Raw genomic sequence first — 18,489 nt, forward strand, 5'->3', positions numbered from 1 at the left:
TAAAAAATAATTAAATATTTGATAATAAGCTACTTATGTAATTAAATAGATTTTGGGCATATAATTTTTAAAGTACTATATTTATAACCTTATAACTAGCCATTCTTTAAGATCATATTTCTTGAAATCAAATAATCCATATACCTTTTTTGATCAATTTTGTCTTCGTACTCCAACCTTGTCTCTCAATTTTTATCAAAATCTTTTAAGCGAAGAGCGTATTTCTCTTAATCAATTTAAATCGGTGTGGGATGATCCATTGATAAAGGAGGCTATCTTCTTAGCTTCACCTGAGTTGTATAAGGAAGTAGATAAATGGCTTACAAATCCAACTGTTTCAAACAAAAAAAACGAACGACTAGCATCGACATTGTTAAAGTATATCACTAGAATGAGCTCTCGTTGCACACCATTCGGATTATTTGCCGGATGTAGTATAGGACAGTTTAAGAGGAAAACTGAAATTGAACTTGCTAACGTTGATAAACATTTACGAGTTACTCATTATGATATGAATTTTTTGGTAGCTTTTGCCCAAAATTTATCTAAGGAAGAAGCTATAAGAAAGGAAGTATTATGGTACGCTAATTCTAGTATATATAGCGTTGCAAACCAATATAGATATATAGAATATTCTTATAATAACAGGAATAGGAGGGTACATACCATAGAAGCAGTTACACACACACCGTTTCTAGAAAAGATCGTTACCCATGCTATGGCTGGTAAAAAAGTTGAAGATTTAGCTTTACTGCTAGTCAGTGATGAAATAACGTATAAAGATGCAGTAGCATTTATAGAACTACTTATAGATAACCAAATTTTGGTTAGTGAATTGGAACCTTCAGTCACAGGTCAGGATTTTTTAGTACAATTAGAAAAGAGTCTATCTTTATTAGATATCAAGAAAGAAACTTTGGAAGAAATTAAGTCATATCAATCATTTCTTACAACTATTGACGCTAAACTAGGAAACAATATTCAGGAGTATGAGCTATTAACGAAGCGCCTGGATGAATTAAAAAGACCTTTTGAAAATAAATTTTTATTTCAAACTGATCTTTATGTCAACACGCAAGAAAGTCAATTAAATAAGCGTTGGGCGTATAAACTCAAAAGAGCACTTCCTTTTTTGAATAAGATAACAACGGGTGCTGCTAATCCGGCTATCAACCAATTTAAAAAAGCATTTTTAGAAAAATATGAAACTCAGGAAGTTCCTTTGGCCATAGCTTTGGATACCGAGTTGGGAGTGGGATATCTACAATACCAAAATGCTAAAGACTCTACTCCCTTCTTAGATGACTTGAGTGTTCCTTTTAAAAAGAAGAAGGATGACAGTATCTCTTGGACTACTTTTCAAGAACTCCTGCTGCAAATGCTGGACACAGATACTATTGACACCGCTCGAACTGTGATATTAAATGATGACGATGTAAAAAATTTTGAAGAGAATTGGAACGATTTACCAAATACCATGTCAGCATTAACTGAAATAATAAATTTTGGAGAAGGCGAAAAAATGTTTATTGGCACTATTAGTGGCGCCTCAGCTGCAAATTTATTGGGGCGATTTTCGACAGGAAACTCCGCAATTTATAAGTATGTAAAGGAGATAACAAAACTGGAGGAGCAGTATGATGAGCATAAAATTTTGGTGGAAATAGTACATCTACCAGAATCCCGAACCGGTAATATTTTGAGAAGAGCACATATCAGAGAATATGAATTGCCCTATCTGGCAAAGTCCAATCTAGAGAGTAGTAAGCAAATTAGTGTAAGTGATTTAATGATATCCGTGCAAGAAAATCAAATTGTTTTGCGGTCAAAATCTCTGAATAAATATGTGACACCGCGATTGACTAATGCACATAATTATAGTGTCAATGCCTTACCTGTTTATCAATTTTTGTGTGACCTGCAACATCAAAATTTGCGCTCTGGTCTCGGGTTCCATTGGGGGGAAGTTTTAGAAAAGAAGACGTTTTTACCCAGAGTAGTGTACAAAGATTTTATTTTGTCTAAAGCACGATGGAAATTAAATAAAGAAGATTTTGAATCTTTAAAAGCATGCAGTGAGAATGATGACTTTGATAATATCAAGCAATGGAGGACTTTAAGGGGTATTCCCAGGTACGTACAGTTAGTTGAAGGCGATAACACCTTACTTGTTGATTTTGATAACATTAATTCAGTTTTGATGCTGGTAGATCTTACGAAAGGTAAGCGTGTTTTTATTTTAGAAGAATTCCTGTATGCTCAGGACGAAGATCTCATGATTCAGGAAAGCATTGTAAAAAAAGGAGAGGAAGCTTTTGCAAATCAAATAATAATTTCCTTTTTTAACGATGAGAAATTAAGAAAGTGAAGAAAGAGTGTTGTGTTTAAAGAGCCGTAAATTGATTTTAGATTTAAGATGTAAATCATCGTTTAACAATGAGGAGAAAATTTCCAGATAAAGTTAAGATATCAACTATTAAATGAACTTAAAAAGAATCCATATTCTTGGAGATGAATGGCTTTACTACAAAGTATATTGTGGAGTACGCACCTCAGACCTTTTACTTGTTGAAGCAATAAAACCACTTGCTGAGGCACTGCTTAAACAAGATCTAATTGATTCCTGGTTTTTTATCCGATATGAAGATCCACAATATCATTTACGGATTCGATTTCATTTGTCAAAAGGGGATAATCAACATATAGGTGCTGTTATAAATGCTGTTAATATTACATTAAAACCTTATCTTGATCAGTATAGTGTCTCTAAGATTCAAACAGATACCTATATCAGAGAGTTAGAAAGGTATGGCAGTCACAATATTATTACCTCAGAAAATTTATTTTTTTATAATAGCAAATTAATACTCAAAGCGATAGAAATATTTAAGGAAGATGAACTATACTTTTTGTTTACACTGAAAGTAATTGACAGTCTGATGGATGACTTTGATCTTGATTTAGCACAGAAAATAAATTTTGTCAAGTTGAACATGCTCGCATTTAAAAAAGAGTTTGGAGCAGATAAGAAATTAAATAAGCAGATGGATAAAAAATACTCCAATTTGGAGCATAAGATTTATAGGGCTTTAGAACAGAAAGATACTGAGTTTTTGGTATTTGATAAAATTTTAGCACTTCCAGAATATTGCGTTGGCCATCTTATACAAGAAATTATCGCTACTAAATCATCTGGAGAATTAGAAACTTCTATTGATCATTTGCTTGGGAGTTACATACATATGCACGTTAACAGAGCTTTTAGATCTCAACAACGTTTCTATGAGTTAGTATGTTATGACTTTTTATTTAAACACTATAAAGCCAAAAGTTTTAGAAAATCATGAAAAATATTCTTTTTTTCACCCTGTTTTTATTTAGTATAATTCATTGTTATTCACAGAATGAAATAGAGAAAAGTATCCCCATTGACTCTTTACAATCCAAATCATATGAAGCACTGGAGATGTTATTTGTTCAAAATGTGAATGATGTCGAAAAATCTGCTCTATATGCACGTGCGACTTTACAAAAAGCAATATTGGCTAAAGATTCGCTTAGAATCCTTAAAGGTTACACGCTACTGACGTATGTCTTTGATAATGATGAATCCGTAATTTCATTTTCTGACGAAATGATTAACGTGGCAAAAAAACTTAATAAAGACCGATATATTTGTATTGGTTTTTTGAATAAGGCAAACTATTATTTTTATAAAAGAAAATTTCAGGAAGCACTGGATAATTATTTGAAAGCAAAAGAATTTTCCAGTAAGTTTTCAAGATTAAATTTTTTAATAATTCAAAATATTGGAGTTCTAAAAAGTAGAATTGGTGAAGATGATGAAGCTTTAAAAATTTTTAAAAACAACTGGGAGTTTGTTCAAAAGGAGAATTATGTCATAAAGGACAACCCAAATTATATAACAACTTTATTTTGTTTAGCCGATAGCTATCGTAGAGTGGGGAGCCATGATTCTGCCTCGTTCTACAATAAATTAGGGATAAAAGAATCCTTAGAGTCAGATAATAAAACCGAACTGTATCATTTTATACTAAACGAGGGAGTTAATAAATTTGATATGGATAATCTTGAAATAGCTTCAGATAGTATATCCAAGATCATTAATAACTATAAAGAAGATATTGATAACCCAAATTTGATCGTTGCCTATTACTATTATGGTAAGATTTTATCAGAAACAGAAAAAACAGACGAGGCAATAGTATATTTCAAAAAGGTGGACTCATTGTTTAACACCACCCAAGATATCATCCCTGAAGCCAGAGAATCTTATGAGTATTTAATCAATTACTACAAAAAAAAGGAGGATAGTAAAAATCAGCTTCGATACGTTAAAAAACTTCTTAGAGTGGATAGTGTTTTGAATGATAACTATCGTTATATGAGCAAAAAAATAGCTCAAGAATATGACACCCCTAGACTCTTGAAAGAAAAGGAAAATATTATTGCTGATCTCAAAGACGAAAATAAATTTTTTTCTAACGGAATTTTTTTGACATCACTTTTTTTGAGTATAAGTGTCATTGGTCTGATTTATTATTATCTACGCCAAAAGAAAATAAAAAGACGTTTTGATGATCTGATTAAGCAATCAAGCGAAGAAGCTGCAGATGTACTTAAATCCAAGCCAAAATCATTGGATATTTCAGAGACAATAGTGGAGAGTATACTTAATAATTTAAAGGACTTTGAGGATGCTGATCACTACTTAAAACCAAATATTACCGTAGGGTCTTTGGCTAAAAAATTTGGTACTAATTCGAAGTATTTATCCAAAGTAATAAACGATTTTAAAAACAAAAATTTTAGCGTTTACATTAATGATTTGAGAATAAAATATGTAGTAGAAAAATTAAAAGAGGATAGAAAGTTTAGAAAATATACTATAAAAGCGATTTCTTCGGAGATAGGTTTTAATACTACAGAAGCATTTTCTAAAGCTTTTCATAAAAAAACAGGAATCTATCCATCCTATTTTATAAAGAATTTGGATAAAATTTCTAAGTAGCTCAAAATGTTTAGTTTTAATTTAAAAAACTGTAAATCAGATATTTAATATTAATTCTATCCTTTAAAACACCCTGAATTCCTGAAAACAGACAACTTCAAAAGTATTGTGTGCTCATAATTTGAAGTAAATAAATACATTTGAGAAATGTCACTTTAAACATAATCACATGAAGAATTCAAACAAACACTCAAGATTAAGTATTGAAAAATTTCAAATCACAAAATTAGACGCCTTATCCTCTATACGTGGAGGAGATATAAACCATTGTGATGATGTAATAGGTACTCAAACAGATAAAAATGTAGTAAAATCCAGTCTGCCTTGTATTTTTGGTGGTGATAAATAATAAGTTAAGTAAATAAGCATATCATAGTCTCTATTTAATTTTATAAGTAGAGACTATTAATTTTCTTACAATGAATACTAAACAACTCTTACTCTATATACTAGTTTCTATTTTTTTAATAAACTGTAGTCCCGTGCCACAAAAACTACAGCTATTTTCTACGCATATTCCTTTTATCATACCTAAAAAAAGTGAACTCACCGTACACGAAAAAAACAATTGGCAACATAAAGACTATATAGAAGATACAATCCCCGGAGTAAGTACTCAAAAAGCATATAGCTTATTAAAAGGTAAGCAAGCAACTACTGTTGTTATTGCTATACTGGATACTGAGGTTGATATATTTCATCCAGAATTAAAAGATCAATTATGGATAAACAGAGATGAGATAGCAGATAACGGAATTGATGACGATGCTAATGGATATATTGATGATGTTCATGGTTGGAATTTTCTGGGAAACGCCTTAGATGAAAACACTCTATATACTAGTTATGAATATACACGGATACTTAAAAGGTACGCAACACAGTTTGAAAACAAGACAATAAACGAGATTCCCGATCAAGACCATGCTGCCTTTAGAACTTATCAAAAAGCAAAAAAAGTTTACAATACAGAGCTGCAAAAAGTAACCGAAAACACAGGGCAGTATAAAGCCATGTACACTTTATTTAAAAATGCACAAAACATCATTTCAAAGTATATTAATGACGATAAGATTACCATAGAGCGGCTGGATAGTTTAAAAATTGCACAACCAGACCTGGAGGAGCAAATAGTTTTAATTTCAAATGCGATACGCTATGATGTAAAAGAGCAGGATATGCTTGACCAACTCGATTTTCTTTCTGCCAGTACTGCCACCTATCTAAACTTGGAATTTGATGATAGAAAAATCACAGGAGATAACCCTGAAGATATAAAGGATATCAGTTATGGAAATCCAAATATTTCAAAAAATGTGAAATCACTGTATCATGGAACTTTGGTTGCTGGAGTATTATCTGCAAAAATTGATAATAAGGGGGTTGAAGGTTTTTCAAACGCTTTCAAACTAATGCCACTGGCAATATCATCAAACGGTGATGAACATGATAAAGATATCGCTTTAGCTATTAGATATGCCGTAGATAACGGAGCTAAAATTATTAATATGAGCTCAGGAAAAAACTTCTCTATGCATTCAAACTGGGTAAATGATGCTATTGCTTATGCTAATAATCACGAAGTTTTGATTGTAACCTCTGCAGGTAATGACAATAAAAATATTGATTTGAAAGAAAATTATTATTACCCAAATGATCATCAGCTACCGGATACAAATAACTTTATTAAGGTAGGTGCGATTTCGCAACAAGTAGATAGTATACATTTTAAATTTGCTAATAGCAGTTACGGTACAATCAACGTAGATTTATTTGCACCTGGTGAAGATATTTATACCACATCGTCAAGCAGTCAAAAGTATGAGGTTGTGAGTGGCACCTCTTTTGCAACGCCTATAGTATCAGGGGTAGCGGGATTATTGCTTTCTTATTTTCCGGACTTAACAGTTGCCCAGGTTAAAGAAATACTCCTCAGTTCAGGAACATCCTATGCGATCGAGGTATCCATTGCAAGCGATACTACAGAAACGTCAAAAAGGATACCCTTTGCAGAACTCTCTAAATCAGGCCGGGTATTGAATGCATACAACGCAGTACGTATGGCTCAGCAAATTGTTGAGAGATAAACGATAATCAATAATACTTCTTATAAAGATAGAATACTAAACTAATAGCGGAGTGGAGAGGTTGTGTTTTTTGTTCTAGACAAGAGTAAAGGGTCACTAGCCACTGGTTTTTAGCTTAGACTGAAAATACATCCATCTCCAACCCTTCCTTCAAAGGAAGGGAATTGTAAAAGTCTCCCTTTGAAGGGAGATTTAGAGGGATGTATTTAATTTAAGCCAAGAGCGAACAGCCACTATCCACTGGTTTTTAGCTTAGACTGAAAAAACATCCATCCCTTACCCTTCGTTCAAAGGAACAAATATTAAAAGTCTCCCTTTGAAGGGAGATTTAGAGGGATGTATTTAATTTAAGCCAAGAGCGAACAGCCACTAGCCACTGATTTTAAGTTTAGACTGAAAAAACATCCATCCCTAACCCTTCCTTTGAAGGAAGGGAATATTCTAAGTCTCCCTTTGAAGGGAGATTTAGAGGGATGTATTTAGATATAAGTAAATAGCCACTAGCCACTGATTTTAAGTTTAGACTGAAAATACATCCATCCCCAACCCTTCCTTCAAAGGAAGGGAGTGTCAAAGTCTCCCTTTGAAGGGAGATTTAGAGGGATGTATTTAGATAGAAGTAAATAGCCACTAGCTATCACCAACTTATATAGCAAATTACCACAATGCAAAAAAGAATCTCTAAGAGATGAATATCCCGATATAATATCCCAAATAACCCACTAAAGCAAAAATAATATGCGCTATAAGTAATTGAATATAAAATTCGTGAATAGTGGTTGGCGGAGGATCGGGATGTAGCGCAAACATGATTTGCCATCCGATAATTCCCAGAATACCTAAGGCAATGCCAAAAATAAGACTCCATATAAGAGACGGTTCGATAGGAGTATAGAAAAAACCACTATCGTAAAGGAATAGAAAAAAGTAGCCCAGCAAGAAATGTATTACCCAACCAGCTAAATTATTATTTCTTTTTTCTGCAGCCTTGTTGGATGGACGATAGATAAGTAAGGTGAGTAAACGAGGCTCCTTAAATTGTCGCTTTCTTATGTATGAGGCGAAGTAGCTAAAAGCAGTCATACTTAGCGTTGCTATTGGTGCAACTATGAGAAAAGCCAAATAGGTCATTAACATATGTGAGATTGATTATGTGTGATACTATAAAGATATAAAGAATGGATGAATAGCCACGCTTTCAAATAATAAAACAGTTTTCGTAAACCCTTGCTACCACTGCTTGGGAAGTTGCCGCACTTGTCAGGGGCGTTTTCCGAAGGTGGGATTTGTTGCCGCAGGTGTCAGGAGCATTTCCCGATGGTGGGATTTGTTGCCGCACTTGTCAGGAAGGTTTCCCGATGGTGGGATTTGTTGTCGCACTTGTCAGGAGCGTTTCCCGATGGTGGGATTTGTTGTCGCACTTGTCAGGAGCATTTCCCGGTGGTGGGAAAGTTTGCCGCACTTGTCAGGAAGGTTTCCCGGAGGTGGGAAATGTTGCCGCACTTGTCAGGAGCGTTTCCCGGAGGTGGGAAATGTTGCCGCACTTGTCAGGAAGGTTTCCCGATGGTGGGATTTGTTGCCGCACTTGTCAGGAGCGTTTCCCGATGGTGGGATTTGTTGCCGCACTTGTCAGGAAGCTTTCCCGGCAGTGGGATTTGTTGCCGCAGGTGTCAGGAAGGTTTTCCGGAGGTGGGATTTGTTACCCCACTTGTCAGGAAGAGTAAAATAATAAATGTAAAATTTAAAAGTGACGCGTTGTTTCATCCTGTCTCATGTCTCCCTTTTCTTGCCTCCCTCTAAGAGTTAGTGCGGATAAAAAATTCGTCTATGTCAAATAAAATCTGTAGCTTAGTACAACTTAAAACCAATTATCCACCCCACTTCGTAACTTTATGTTACTTTTTATTGATATATAAGAGAAATATAGTTGCTGGTAACTAAATATAATTTTTTGCAAACAGTTAACCAAACTAGATTTAGATGAAAAATCTTTTAATTGTTTTATTTTTAATCGGTGGATTAAATGGCTTTTCACAAAATGACAAATCACATCTTGAAAAAGAAACCAAAGAAACGCTTGACTGGATAAATTCAAAATTTATAGAACACCAATTTGAATCATCAGACACAAAGCAAGTTCAATCATTTAAAGAAGTTAAAGAGATAGATGGGCAAAGCTATTTGATTGGCGAACATATTCAAGATACTGATAAAGGTTGGGGATTTAGTCGATTATTTTTTATTCCAATAGAAAAGATTAATAGTATAACATTTGTTGATAAACCAAGTAATATATGGTTGGTAATAAGAATGAAAGAGAACGAAAAAGCCGTGCTCGAAATACGACATGGCGAAAATTGGACGAAATTAGATAATTTTAACTTTATTTTAGCTAAGTCAATTGACCACGATGATTTAAGACCTAGAATCAAAAAAGCGTTTAATTATTTAATGAAACTTTACGGAAATAATACAGAAGAAAAGTTTTAAAACCGTTTGCTAATAGCCAAGAATTCTTGAGGTCCGTTTGGCCTAGAAAAAAATCTTGTTACTTTAAACGAGTCAATTGGGGCTACTATGGAAATCGCTATGCGAAAGGAACGTTCTATGATAACATTCGTACGACATAAAATATTAAAGATTCAAGACACAGGAAGCAAGAGTCAAGATTTCATGGTTCCTTTCTCCTGATTCGTGGCTCCCTCTCAGAGCTAGTGCCTATAAAAAATTCGTCTATCTCAAATAAAATCTGTAGTTTAGTACAACTTACAACCAAGATACCCACCCCACCCAGTAACCTTGCGTTGCTTCTTATTGATATATCAGAAAAATATAGTTGCCATTGGTGATTATATATAATTGTTGCCACACATTAGAAAACTATGCCTAGAGGATTACCAAAAGCAGTGAAAAAATGTCTTGAAAAATCGAATGATTCTGCTCTATTAGCTGTGGAAACTTATAACAAACCTGCGATAAAATTTAAGTCTGGAGGTTATATAATTCTGATGATAATATCTTGGACTGCACTTTTTCACGCGATATTTTTTAAACAAAAAAAGAAACCATTTTATAAAACAAATAATCGATTTGACAAAAGAGATGGAGATTATTGCTATTGGGAATTGAGTACTTGTTTGTCGAATTATTTTGGAAATGAAACAAGCAATCCAATAAGAAAAAATCTTGAATTTTTTATTCCTTTAAGGAATATGGTTGAACACAAATCAATACCCGAAATAGATTCTGATATTTTCGCAGAATGTCAATCTCTTCTATTGAATTATGATAAAATAATGGAAAAGGAATTCGGAGTAAAATATTGTTTACGAGAATCACTTTCATTTGCATTACAGTTATATCCTTCCTCGAAAAGTCTGAATAATGCAATTGTAGCTAATCCTTCTACCAAACCTATTGTAGATTTCATTAAATCGTATAGAAGTGCAATTTCCACCGAAACATTAAATAGTGGCGAATATTCATTTAAAGCATTTTTAATACAGGTTGCTAATCATCAAACCAAAAACACACTTCCAATTCAATTTGTTGCCTATGACAAACTTGATGAAGGACAAAAAACAAATGTAAATAGAGTTGCTGCATTAGTGAAAAATAGATTTGTCCAAGTTGCAGTTACTAACAAAGATTTATTAAAACCTGGAGTTGTAGTTGATAAAGTGCAAACTGCTTTGGGAGATTTAAAAATAACAAGAAACGGAAAAGAAAAGGATAAGTTTACAATGGATACGCATACAAGGTGTTGGAAAAAATATGAAGTTCGTCCAAATAATCAGGCTGCAAATCCAGAATTGACAAAATCTGAATATTGTGTATATGACCAACCTAATTCAACTTATTTATATACAGAGGATTGGGCAGATTATTTAATTGAAGAAATGGCAAAAGAGGAGGAATACAATAGCTTGTATGAATAAAAACGTGTGATAACACCGTATCCTTTGAAAAGCACTAGCCTACTTACGAAAATCCGCAAGGATTTTTAATCGGTTTTTAGTGGCTAAATTAGGTGTAAACACGCAGCAAAACTTATACAAACATGTTAGACGTAATTACTAAAAATGATGATCCGAAATACTTTATTACTATTAATTTTGATTTTTCTCTATTGCAAAACAGCAATAGTGGAAGCCCAAATTGACATTCCAAAAACTGAGATAATTGTATCGGAATATCCTAAACAAATTGGTTTAGTAAACGATTTTGAAAATATTTTCACAGAAGAAGAAAAAGCTCAACTTACTAGATTCCTGTCTTATTATAAAAAAACTTCATTCCGTGAAATTGCTGTAATAACCATAGATTCAATTCCAATAAATACTGAATTTGATCAATATGTAATTAAAATGTCGAACAATTGGAATGTTGGAGAAAACAATAATGGAAATGGACTTACGCTTGTGCTGAGTAAATCATTGAGAAAAGTAAGAATATCAACAACAGAAAAAACCAAAAACCTTTATTTGTCCGACGAATTTTGTAAAAAAGTAATCGACGAGAATATGATTCCCGAATTTAAAAATGGAAATTACTACGATGGAATTTTACTTGGATTAAATGAATTAATAAGAAAATGGATATAAGTACTGCGTACAAACCCGTATAAAATCCCGCTCTGCATTCTATGCAAAATCAAAAATTTAATGCATAAACAATTCTTTAGAAATTTAGCTGATAAGCAAAATGGAAAATTCTATTTTCATGATCAGGATATCCATATTGGTAATGGTGTGAGGAGTCCAAACGTAATCTACAAAGTTGTGTTCAAATACAAATCGAGTGAATTTACTGTCGTAAATCGAACAGGTACTGCCTATGTAGGTTCGATAAGTTGTAAACTGTCACAAACCTTGCAGCCAATAAAATTTGAATTGAGCACCATCTCACATTTGAAAAATTTATTTTTTAGAAAAAAAAGCAGATTTAAAATTATGTCAGATAATGATAACATACAATATTTCTTAAATAAGAATAGCTCTTTGAAGTTATTAAGTGAGATTGCAGATAAAGAGAATTTCAGCCCTTCAATTATTTGCGAGATAGATGGCGGTTGGGTTATTACAACCAAATATCATTTAGAATTTGACGATTGGACTCAGGTAGTCGAGCCAATTGTTGAATTATATAAAAATCTGATCGATGAATTCGAAAAACGAATAGCTAACATCAGTAGGGAGTCATATCGTGAAATGAATTAATTAAAGGATAGTCCAACTCTGCTCCGGAAAGTCTACTGATTTCGCAGCATAGTGTACATAATTGATGGTCTAAGATACCTGATTAATTAAAGAAAAGACTGGGTATCTATCAAGTAAAAATGCTCAAAGTTGAATAAAATTAATCCAGATATTTGGCTATGTTTGTTATCAATAAAGAAACTTTGTTATAGTTGAATGGAAAGATTTATTATCCCTCTTATAATGTTTGGAATTCCTGGGTTAATTCTTTTCACTGGTGGAATCCAACAATTAGTTAAAAATTTGTTCATCAAAAAAAACGGTATCCAAACAATCGCGAAAATTATAGATTTAAAGATCTATACTGATAGAAACTACGAAAGTGGTCCCACGTCTACAACCTATCCTGTTATAGAGTTTTATGAAAAAAATGGTAGTAAAATAGTCAAAGAATTGACCGAAGGGAATGGAAAATATCAACGAGGACAAAGATTAAGTATAGTTTATATTAAAAGGTATAATGATTATGAGATTATAACCGACTCCAAGCTTTTTTTAATTAAATTCCCTATAGGAATGATAGTTATTGGATTTATTATTTTATCAATAATTTCATTTATCATTATAAATAATATCTAATTAGAATCAATTTAGTATAACCAAACTCACTAAATCGCTGTCATAGTCATTCTTTCTCTTCTCTCTTCTCTCTTCTCTCTTCTCCATATTCTTTAGTTTTTTCAATTCTCCTCTCCAAGTACTCCCACAAACCTTCATTTCTTAGCGAAATCCCTTATAAACAACCCAATCATCACCACCATCAACAGTGCAAAAGGCAGCGAAGTAATAATCAGTAGTTTTTGCATAGCGATTAGTACATTGATATCGGCTTTGGCGTTGCCCAGCAGTAAAATCCCAATAGAAAAAATAGTCAGAATGATACTCCATAACAAACGATGTCGTTTGGAAGGTTCGGGAGTACCTTTATCAGTAAACATACTCAACACAAAAATGGCAGAGTCCAGCGAAGTCACCAAAAAACTTACCAGTAACAGTACTGTGATGGTATTGATAAGTCCTTGGTAGGGATAGCTTTCAAAAAATACAAAGATCGAACTAAACACATTATCAAACTGTCCGTCATAGCTTCCGGCAGCAGCTATTAGGTCAAAAGCAGATTCACCAAATACCGTAAACCAAAAGAAAGTACCCAGCGAGGGGACCAGCAGTACCCCAATGATAAGTTCGCGAAGGGTACGACCACGCGAAATCCGAGCAATAAAAATTCCGGTAAACGGTGCCCACGCTAACCAAAAGGCCCAGTAATAATAGGTCCAGTCAGTCAAAAAAGCTTCTCCGGGATCGTAAGAACCTATAGCAAGACTCAGTGGTATAAAATCGACAAGATAATGATAGAACGCACTTCCAAAACGACTGACAATAGCAAGAATGTCGCTTTGTGCAAATACAAAGATGAGCAGCCCTACGGTGATATAAATATTCCAGGTAGAGATCACTTTAATTCCCCGTTGCATCCCCAATAGTACCGAGGTTGCACCCAGCACTGCAATAAGTAACAGAATAGCAATCGTACCGCCTACATTAAATTCATACCCGAGTAAGTGATTGAGTCCACCCCGGATCTGAGTGGTCCCTAGTCCGATAGCTGCTACCAGTCCAAAAACGGTGGTTAGGATCGCTAGTAAATCTATACTACCCAATACACCACGCTGTACACGTTTAGTGGTAATCATATCGGTCAGTGCCGTAAAAGCAGTACTCGGCAACGCTTTTTTATTCCGTACAAAAAGATAATACCCAATTGCAATGGCAAAAACTGCATAAAATGCCCAGGCGGTGAGTCCCCATTGATAAAATGTATATTCAAGCGCTACAGTAGCATCAGCCGTACCGTTAGCAATCGGGGGATTCAGTTTCATATACACAGGTTCTTGTACCGCTCGTAGTAAAATACCGGCACCCATCCCTGCGCTGTATAACATCGAGATCCATGCCAATCGGGAGAATTCAGGACGTTCATCAGGAGTTCCCAATCGTTTACTTCCCCATCGGGAAATCGCTAAAAGGACTAATAGAAGGACACATCCCAATCCTAACCACAAATAAAATCGACCAAACCAAACCCGTACCGTAATCGAGAATTCCTCAATGATCGTATAGGTTTCTAAGGTAAAAGCATAGAGAAAAAAAGAGAAAAAAAGTAAAAGGGCTAGCGCGGTATATAAAAGTTTATTGTTAGCAAAAGAATAAGACATATGTTGAGGTTAGGTGGTATATTACGTAAGTAAAATAGGTTTTAAGTTGCTTTATTACAATGATGAAGCGTGCTATTGATAAGGCTACTATCATTTTGAAGTTTTAAATATACGTAGTCAAGATAAGCAATTATAAAAATTATTATTTTTTTAATTTTAAATGGTGTTGAGAATCAAATTTTTTATTTACCATTGCAGCAGCATTAAGCTGAACATTATGACAAGTGTTTTTACCTTGGGACTTATGAGAGAGTGGAAGTTACTCTCAGAAAGTGTTTATTGGATAATCAACCCAAACTTAAAGCTTACTTCACTTCTTAGTATCCTATCAAGTCAGCATGAATATTTTTTCATACCGACTACTGCCAAGCGTATCCGCGTTTAATTGGGCAAGACAATTCCTTTTTACAGCATGTAAGATTGCAAGTAGCTCATGATTCATGGCTAAACCACAATATTTTAAGATTATTTTATAACTCAATATATGTTTTCGCTACTTATAATTAGTAGTATTGAAAACAAAACCGCAGTAAACGAATGAATACTAAATACATAGATTTAATAGATCAATCCTTTTATTTTCCACAAGAAGAATTCAACCTTAAAGGCAATACCCTAACGTTTCACGATATCGATTTAATGAAATTAGTCGAGCAATACGGCGGACCGCTTAAGTTCACCTATTTGCCAAAAATTTCAGAAAACATCAATAGAGCCAAACAATGGTTTGCCAATGCTATCGAAAAAAATCAGTATCAAGGTAGTTACAATTACTGTTATTGTACCAAGAGCTCACACTTCAACCATGTATTGAACGAAGTACTTAAAAATGATGTGCATATTGAGACCTCTTCGGCTTTTGATATTGATATCGTTGAAAAACTAAAGGCAAAAGGAAAGATTACCGACGATACCTATGTAATTTGTAACGGTTTTAAACGAGAGCAATATGTGCAAAATATTGCGCGATTGATTAATGAAGGACACAATAACTGTATTCCGATCATCGATAATTATGAAGAATTAGAGTTGTTGTCAGAGTCGATTGACGGCAAGTATCAGATCGGAATCCGTATTGCATCAGAAGAAGAACCTAAGTTCGAATTCTATACCTCACGTTTAGGGATCGGCTACAAGAACATTGTACCTTTTTATAACCGTCAGGTAAAAGATAATGAGCAGGTAGAGTTAAAGATGCTACATTTCTTTATCAATACCGGGATTCGTGATACGGCCTATTACTGGAATGAATTACTGAAATGTTTAAAGGCCTATATTCGATTGAGAAAGGAGTGTCCAACCTTGGATAGTCTTAATATTGGAGGTGGTTTTCCTATCAAAAATTCCTTGGCGTTTGAGTATGATTATCAGTATATGATTGATGAAATTATCAATCAGATTAATATCGCTTGCGCGGAAGCTAAAGTGCCGGTACCTAATATTTTTACCGAGTTCGGAAGCTTTACCGTAGGAGAAAGCGGGGGTGCGATTTATGAAGTGTTGTATCAAAAACAGCAAAACGATCGTGAAAAATGGAATATGATCAATTCGTCTTTTATTACCACGCTACCTGATACTTGGGCAATTAATAAACGTTTTGTGATGTTGGCAGTAAATCGGTGGAATGAAGAGTATGAGCGTGTGCTTCTAGGCGGTCTCACCTGTGATAGTGACGATTATTACAACAGTGAGCAACATATGAATGCGATTTACCTTCCAAAATATAAAAAAGATAAACCGTTGTATATCGGATTCTTTAATACCGGTGCATATCAGGAAACTATCGGAGGTTTTGGTGGTTTACAGCATTGTTTGATTCCGCAACCCAAACATATTTTGATTGATAAGAATGAAGATGGAGAGTTAGTGACGACCCTTTTTAGTGAACAACAAAAAAGTGAAGACCTACTTAAAATTTTAGGATACAACAACTCCTGATTATTCAGTAATAAATAGTAATTTTAAAAAAACTAATACATAAATCTTTAAGAAAGTGAATACTAAAAACTATGCGGGTATACCTGACCAGTATGCAAAACTAGAAAGTTCGAAGGTTGTATTAATTCCAGTTCCTTATGACGGTACCAGTACTTGGCAAAAAGGATCAGACAAAGGACCTGAAGCGTTTTTGGACGCCTCAGAAAACATGGAGCTTTACGATATCGAAACAGACAGCGAAGTGTATAAGCACGGGATTTATCTGGCAGACCCAATTACTGAAAATGCTTCACCGGAAGCTATGGTAGATGCGGTGCACAAGGCAACAAAGAAATACATCACCCGCAACAAATTTGTTACGCTATTCGGGGGTGAACATTCTATCTCAATAGGAACCATTCGAGCCTTTGATGAATGCTTTGATAACCTTACCGTATTACACATTGATGCACATGCAGATTTAAGACCGGAGTATGAAGGATCAACATGTAATCACGCCTGCGCAGTATACGAAGCAAGTCAAAAAACAAACCTTATTCAGGTAGGGATTCGTAGTATGGATGCTTTGGAGAAAACTGTTATGAATGAGGAAAAGACCTATTTTGCTCATGAAATGGCAACCGATGAGTATTGGATGGATAGTGCTGTGGATCAAATGACCGAAAACGTATTTATCACCTTTGATCTGGATGCTTTGGATCCTTCAATTCTTTCTTCCACAGGAACACCGGAACCGGGCGGATTGTTTTGGTATGAAACCTTAGAGTTTTTACGAACAGTTTTTAAAGAGAAAAACGTTGTCGGATTTGATATAGTTGAGTTATGTCCGAACAAGATTGATAAATCATCAGACTTTTTAGCTGCAAAGCTGTATTACAAAATGTTGAGTTATAAGTTTGCAGGTGCAGATGCAGGGATTGAATATGAAGGCGCACAAATAAATGCAAATGACTCAAAAACAAAAAAATTAAACTTACACAACGATGAAGACTAAAGGTGCCATTTCTAATTTTATAGAAAAATATTATTTACACTTTAATGCAGCGGCGATCGTAGATGCAGCCAAGGCGTATGAAGAGCAATTGGCTGGCGGAGCTAAAATGTTAGTGTCTCTGGCAGGAGCAATGAGCACTGCAGAATTAGGTAAAATATTTTCTGAAATGATTCGCCAGGATAAAGTGCAAATTATATCCTGTACCGGTGCCAACCTTGAAGAAGACATCATGAACTTGGTAGCACATTCGCATTATAAGCGTGTTCCTAATTATCGTGATCTTACGCCAAAGGATGAATGGGAATTATTGGAAAAAGGATTGAACCGTGTCACAGATACCTGTATTCCTGAAGAAGAAGCCTTTAGACGTTTACAAGAACATATTTTTAAAATCTGGAAAGATGCTGAAGATAAGGGAGAACGCTATTTTCCGCATGAGTTTATGTACAAAATGTTATTGTCCGGAGTTTTAGAACAATACTATGAGATTGATATTAAAGATTCATGGATGTATGCGGCGGCAGAGAAGAATCTACCAATCGTAGTACCGGGTTGGGAGGATAGTACCATGGGTAATATTTTTGCCTCCTACGTACTCAAAGGTGAACTAAAGGCGAGCACCATGAAGTCCGGGATCGAATATATGACCTTCTTGGCAGACTGGTATACAGACAACTCTAAGAATGGTATTGGATTTTTCCAAATAGGTGGCGGAATCGCAGGAGATTTTCCAATCTGTGTAGTTCCCATGTTGTATCAGGATATGGAGCGACCTGATACGCCTTTCTGGAGCTATTTTTGTCAGATATCCGATTCCACAACAAGTTATGGATCATATTCAGGAGCAGTGCCCAACGAAAAAATCACGTGGGGTAAATTAGACATAGACACCCCAAAATTTATAATTGAAAGTGATGCAACGATAGTAGCCCCCTTACTATTTGCGTATATCCTTGATATGTAA

Annotated in this window: 15 protein-coding genes; 13 read left to right on the plus strand and 2 right to left on the minus strand. The window is 34.5% G+C overall.

The genetic code is table 11. The features are described from left to right. Positions 1 to 121: 121 nt before the first annotated feature. The 5 genes from ACJRPK_RS09940 (at position 122) to ACJRPK_RS09960 (ending at position 7,119) form a co-directional block, all read left to right on the plus strand. Positions 122 to 2,368 carry a lantibiotic dehydratase family protein gene (locus tag ACJRPK_RS09940; RefSeq protein WP_407139758.1) on the plus strand — a complete coding sequence of 749 codons (2,247 nt, stop codon included), beginning with the start codon at positions 122 to 124 and terminating at the stop codon, positions 2,366 to 2,368. A 112-nt stretch (positions 2,369 to 2,480) separates the two neighbouring features. Next, positions 2,481 to 3,347, plus strand: coding sequence for a thiopeptide-type bacteriocin biosynthesis protein (locus ACJRPK_RS09945; RefSeq protein ID WP_407139759.1), 867 nt, complete (start codon positions 2,481 to 2,483; stop codon positions 3,345 to 3,347). Further along, positions 3,344 to 5,032, plus strand: coding sequence for a helix-turn-helix domain-containing protein (locus tag ACJRPK_RS09950; RefSeq protein WP_407139760.1), 1,689 nt, complete (start codon positions 3,344 to 3,346; stop codon positions 5,030 to 5,032). The genes ACJRPK_RS09945 and ACJRPK_RS09950 overlap by 4 nt, the downstream gene beginning before the upstream one ends. A gap of 169 nt (positions 5,033 to 5,201) precedes the next feature. Beyond that, complete coding sequence (locus ACJRPK_RS09955) at positions 5,202 to 5,381, plus strand: hypothetical protein (protein WP_407139761.1); 180 nt, start codon at positions 5,202 to 5,204, stop codon at positions 5,379 to 5,381. A gap of 133 nt (positions 5,382 to 5,514) precedes the next feature. Further along, on the plus strand, positions 5,515 to 7,119 hold the full coding sequence (locus tag ACJRPK_RS09960) for a S8 family serine peptidase (RefSeq protein WP_407139762.1): 1,605 nt from the start codon (positions 5,515 to 5,517) through the stop codon (positions 7,117 to 7,119). Positions 7,120 to 7,800: 681 nt separating this feature from the next. Here the strand turns inward: ACJRPK_RS09960 and ACJRPK_RS09965 are convergent. Beyond that, positions 7,801 to 8,256 (minus strand): hypothetical protein, encoded by a 456-nt coding sequence (locus ACJRPK_RS09965; RefSeq protein WP_407139763.1) that lies wholly within the window; start codon positions 8,254 to 8,256, stop codon positions 7,801 to 7,803. A gap of 843 nt (positions 8,257 to 9,099) precedes the next feature. Between ACJRPK_RS09965 and ACJRPK_RS09970 the strand changes: the two genes are divergently transcribed. The 5 genes from ACJRPK_RS09970 (at position 9,100) to ACJRPK_RS09990 (ending at position 12,956) form a co-directional block, all read left to right on the plus strand. Next, a complete protein-coding gene (locus tag ACJRPK_RS09970; RefSeq protein WP_407139764.1) occupies positions 9,100 to 9,609 on the plus strand; it encodes a hypothetical protein in 510 nt (169 codons plus the stop codon). A gap of 392 nt (positions 9,610 to 10,001) precedes the next feature. Further along, the gene (locus ACJRPK_RS09975; protein WP_407139765.1) at positions 10,002 to 11,057 is read left to right on the plus strand and encodes a DUF3644 domain-containing protein; all 1,056 of its coding nucleotides are present in this window, start codon (positions 10,002 to 10,004) and stop codon (positions 11,055 to 11,057) included. Positions 11,058 to 11,264: 207 nt separating this feature from the next. Then, complete coding sequence (locus ACJRPK_RS09980; RefSeq protein WP_407139766.1) at positions 11,265 to 11,723, plus strand: TPM domain-containing protein; 459 nt, start codon at positions 11,265 to 11,267, stop codon at positions 11,721 to 11,723. Between the two features lie 60 nt (positions 11,724 to 11,783). Then, a complete protein-coding gene (locus ACJRPK_RS09985) occupies positions 11,784 to 12,338 on the plus strand; it encodes a hypothetical protein (RefSeq protein WP_407139767.1) in 555 nt (184 codons plus the stop codon). 195 nt (positions 12,339 to 12,533) lie between these two features. After that, positions 12,534 to 12,956, plus strand: a complete 423-nt coding sequence (locus ACJRPK_RS09990) for a hypothetical protein (RefSeq protein WP_407139768.1) — start codon at positions 12,534 to 12,536, stop codon at positions 12,954 to 12,956. A 134-nt stretch (positions 12,957 to 13,090) separates the two neighbouring features. Here the strand turns inward: ACJRPK_RS09990 and ACJRPK_RS09995 are convergent, their stop codons facing one another. Beyond that, positions 13,091 to 14,593 (minus strand): BCCT family transporter, encoded by a 1,503-nt coding sequence (locus ACJRPK_RS09995; RefSeq protein ID WP_407139769.1) that lies wholly within the window; start codon positions 14,591 to 14,593, stop codon positions 13,091 to 13,093. A 537-nt stretch (positions 14,594 to 15,130) separates the two neighbouring features. Here ACJRPK_RS09995 and ACJRPK_RS10000 point away from each other — a divergent pair. Genes ACJRPK_RS10000 through ACJRPK_RS10010 form a run of 3 tightly spaced genes read left to right on the plus strand, consistent with a single transcriptional unit; the run spans position 15,131 to position 18,489 of the window. Continuing rightward, positions 15,131 to 16,531, plus strand: a complete 1,401-nt coding sequence (locus ACJRPK_RS10000) for an arginine decarboxylase (protein WP_407139770.1) — start codon at positions 15,131 to 15,133, stop codon at positions 16,529 to 16,531. A gap of 55 nt (positions 16,532 to 16,586) precedes the next feature. Further along, complete coding sequence (gene speB / locus ACJRPK_RS10005; RefSeq protein ID WP_407139771.1) at positions 16,587 to 17,525, plus strand: agmatinase; 939 nt, start codon at positions 16,587 to 16,589, stop codon at positions 17,523 to 17,525. Next, positions 17,515 to 18,489, plus strand: a complete 975-nt coding sequence (locus ACJRPK_RS10010; protein ID WP_148783582.1) for a deoxyhypusine synthase family protein — start codon at positions 17,515 to 17,517, stop codon at positions 18,487 to 18,489. Before speB ends, ACJRPK_RS10010 begins: the two co-directional genes overlap by 11 nt.

This window comes from Aquimarina sp. 2-A2 (assembly GCF_045505135.1).
Classification (GTDB): Bacteria; Bacteroidota; Bacteroidia; order Flavobacteriales; family Flavobacteriaceae; genus Aquimarina; species Aquimarina intermedia.

What these genes read in the sequence shown, in the direction of transcription:
- ACJRPK_RS09945 (WP_407139759.1), top strand. Translation starts at nt 2,481, where the DNA reads ATGAACTTAAAAAGAATCCATATTCTTGGAGATGAATGGCTTTACTAC.
- ACJRPK_RS09950 (WP_407139760.1), top strand. Translation starts at nt 3,344, where the DNA reads ATGAAAAATATTCTTTTTTTCACCCTGTTTTTATTTAGTATAATTCAT.
- ACJRPK_RS09955 (WP_407139761.1), top strand. Translation starts at nt 5,202, where the DNA reads ATGAAGAATTCAAACAAACACTCAAGATTAAGTATTGAAAAATTTCAA.
- ACJRPK_RS09965 (WP_407139763.1), bottom strand. Translation starts at nt 8,256, where the DNA reads ATGTTAATGACCTATTTGGCTTTTCTCATAGTTGCACCAATAGCAACG.
- ACJRPK_RS09970 (WP_407139764.1), top strand. Translation starts at nt 9,100, where the DNA reads ATGAAAAATCTTTTAATTGTTTTATTTTTAATCGGTGGATTAAATGGC.
- ACJRPK_RS09975 (WP_407139765.1), top strand. Translation starts at nt 10,002, where the DNA reads ATGCCTAGAGGATTACCAAAAGCAGTGAAAAAATGTCTTGAAAAATCG.
- ACJRPK_RS09985 (WP_407139767.1), top strand. Translation starts at nt 11,784, where the DNA reads ATGCATAAACAATTCTTTAGAAATTTAGCTGATAAGCAAAATGGAAAA.
- ACJRPK_RS09990 (WP_407139768.1), top strand. Translation starts at nt 12,534, where the DNA reads ATGGAAAGATTTATTATCCCTCTTATAATGTTTGGAATTCCTGGGTTA.
- ACJRPK_RS09995 (WP_407139769.1), bottom strand. Translation starts at nt 14,593, where the DNA reads ATGTCTTATTCTTTTGCTAACAATAAACTTTTATATACCGCGCTAGCC.
- ACJRPK_RS10000 (WP_407139770.1), top strand. Translation starts at nt 15,131, where the DNA reads ATGAATACTAAATACATAGATTTAATAGATCAATCCTTTTATTTTCCA.
- ACJRPK_RS10010 (WP_148783582.1), top strand. Translation starts at nt 17,515, where the DNA reads ATGAAGACTAAAGGTGCCATTTCTAATTTTATAGAAAAATATTATTTA.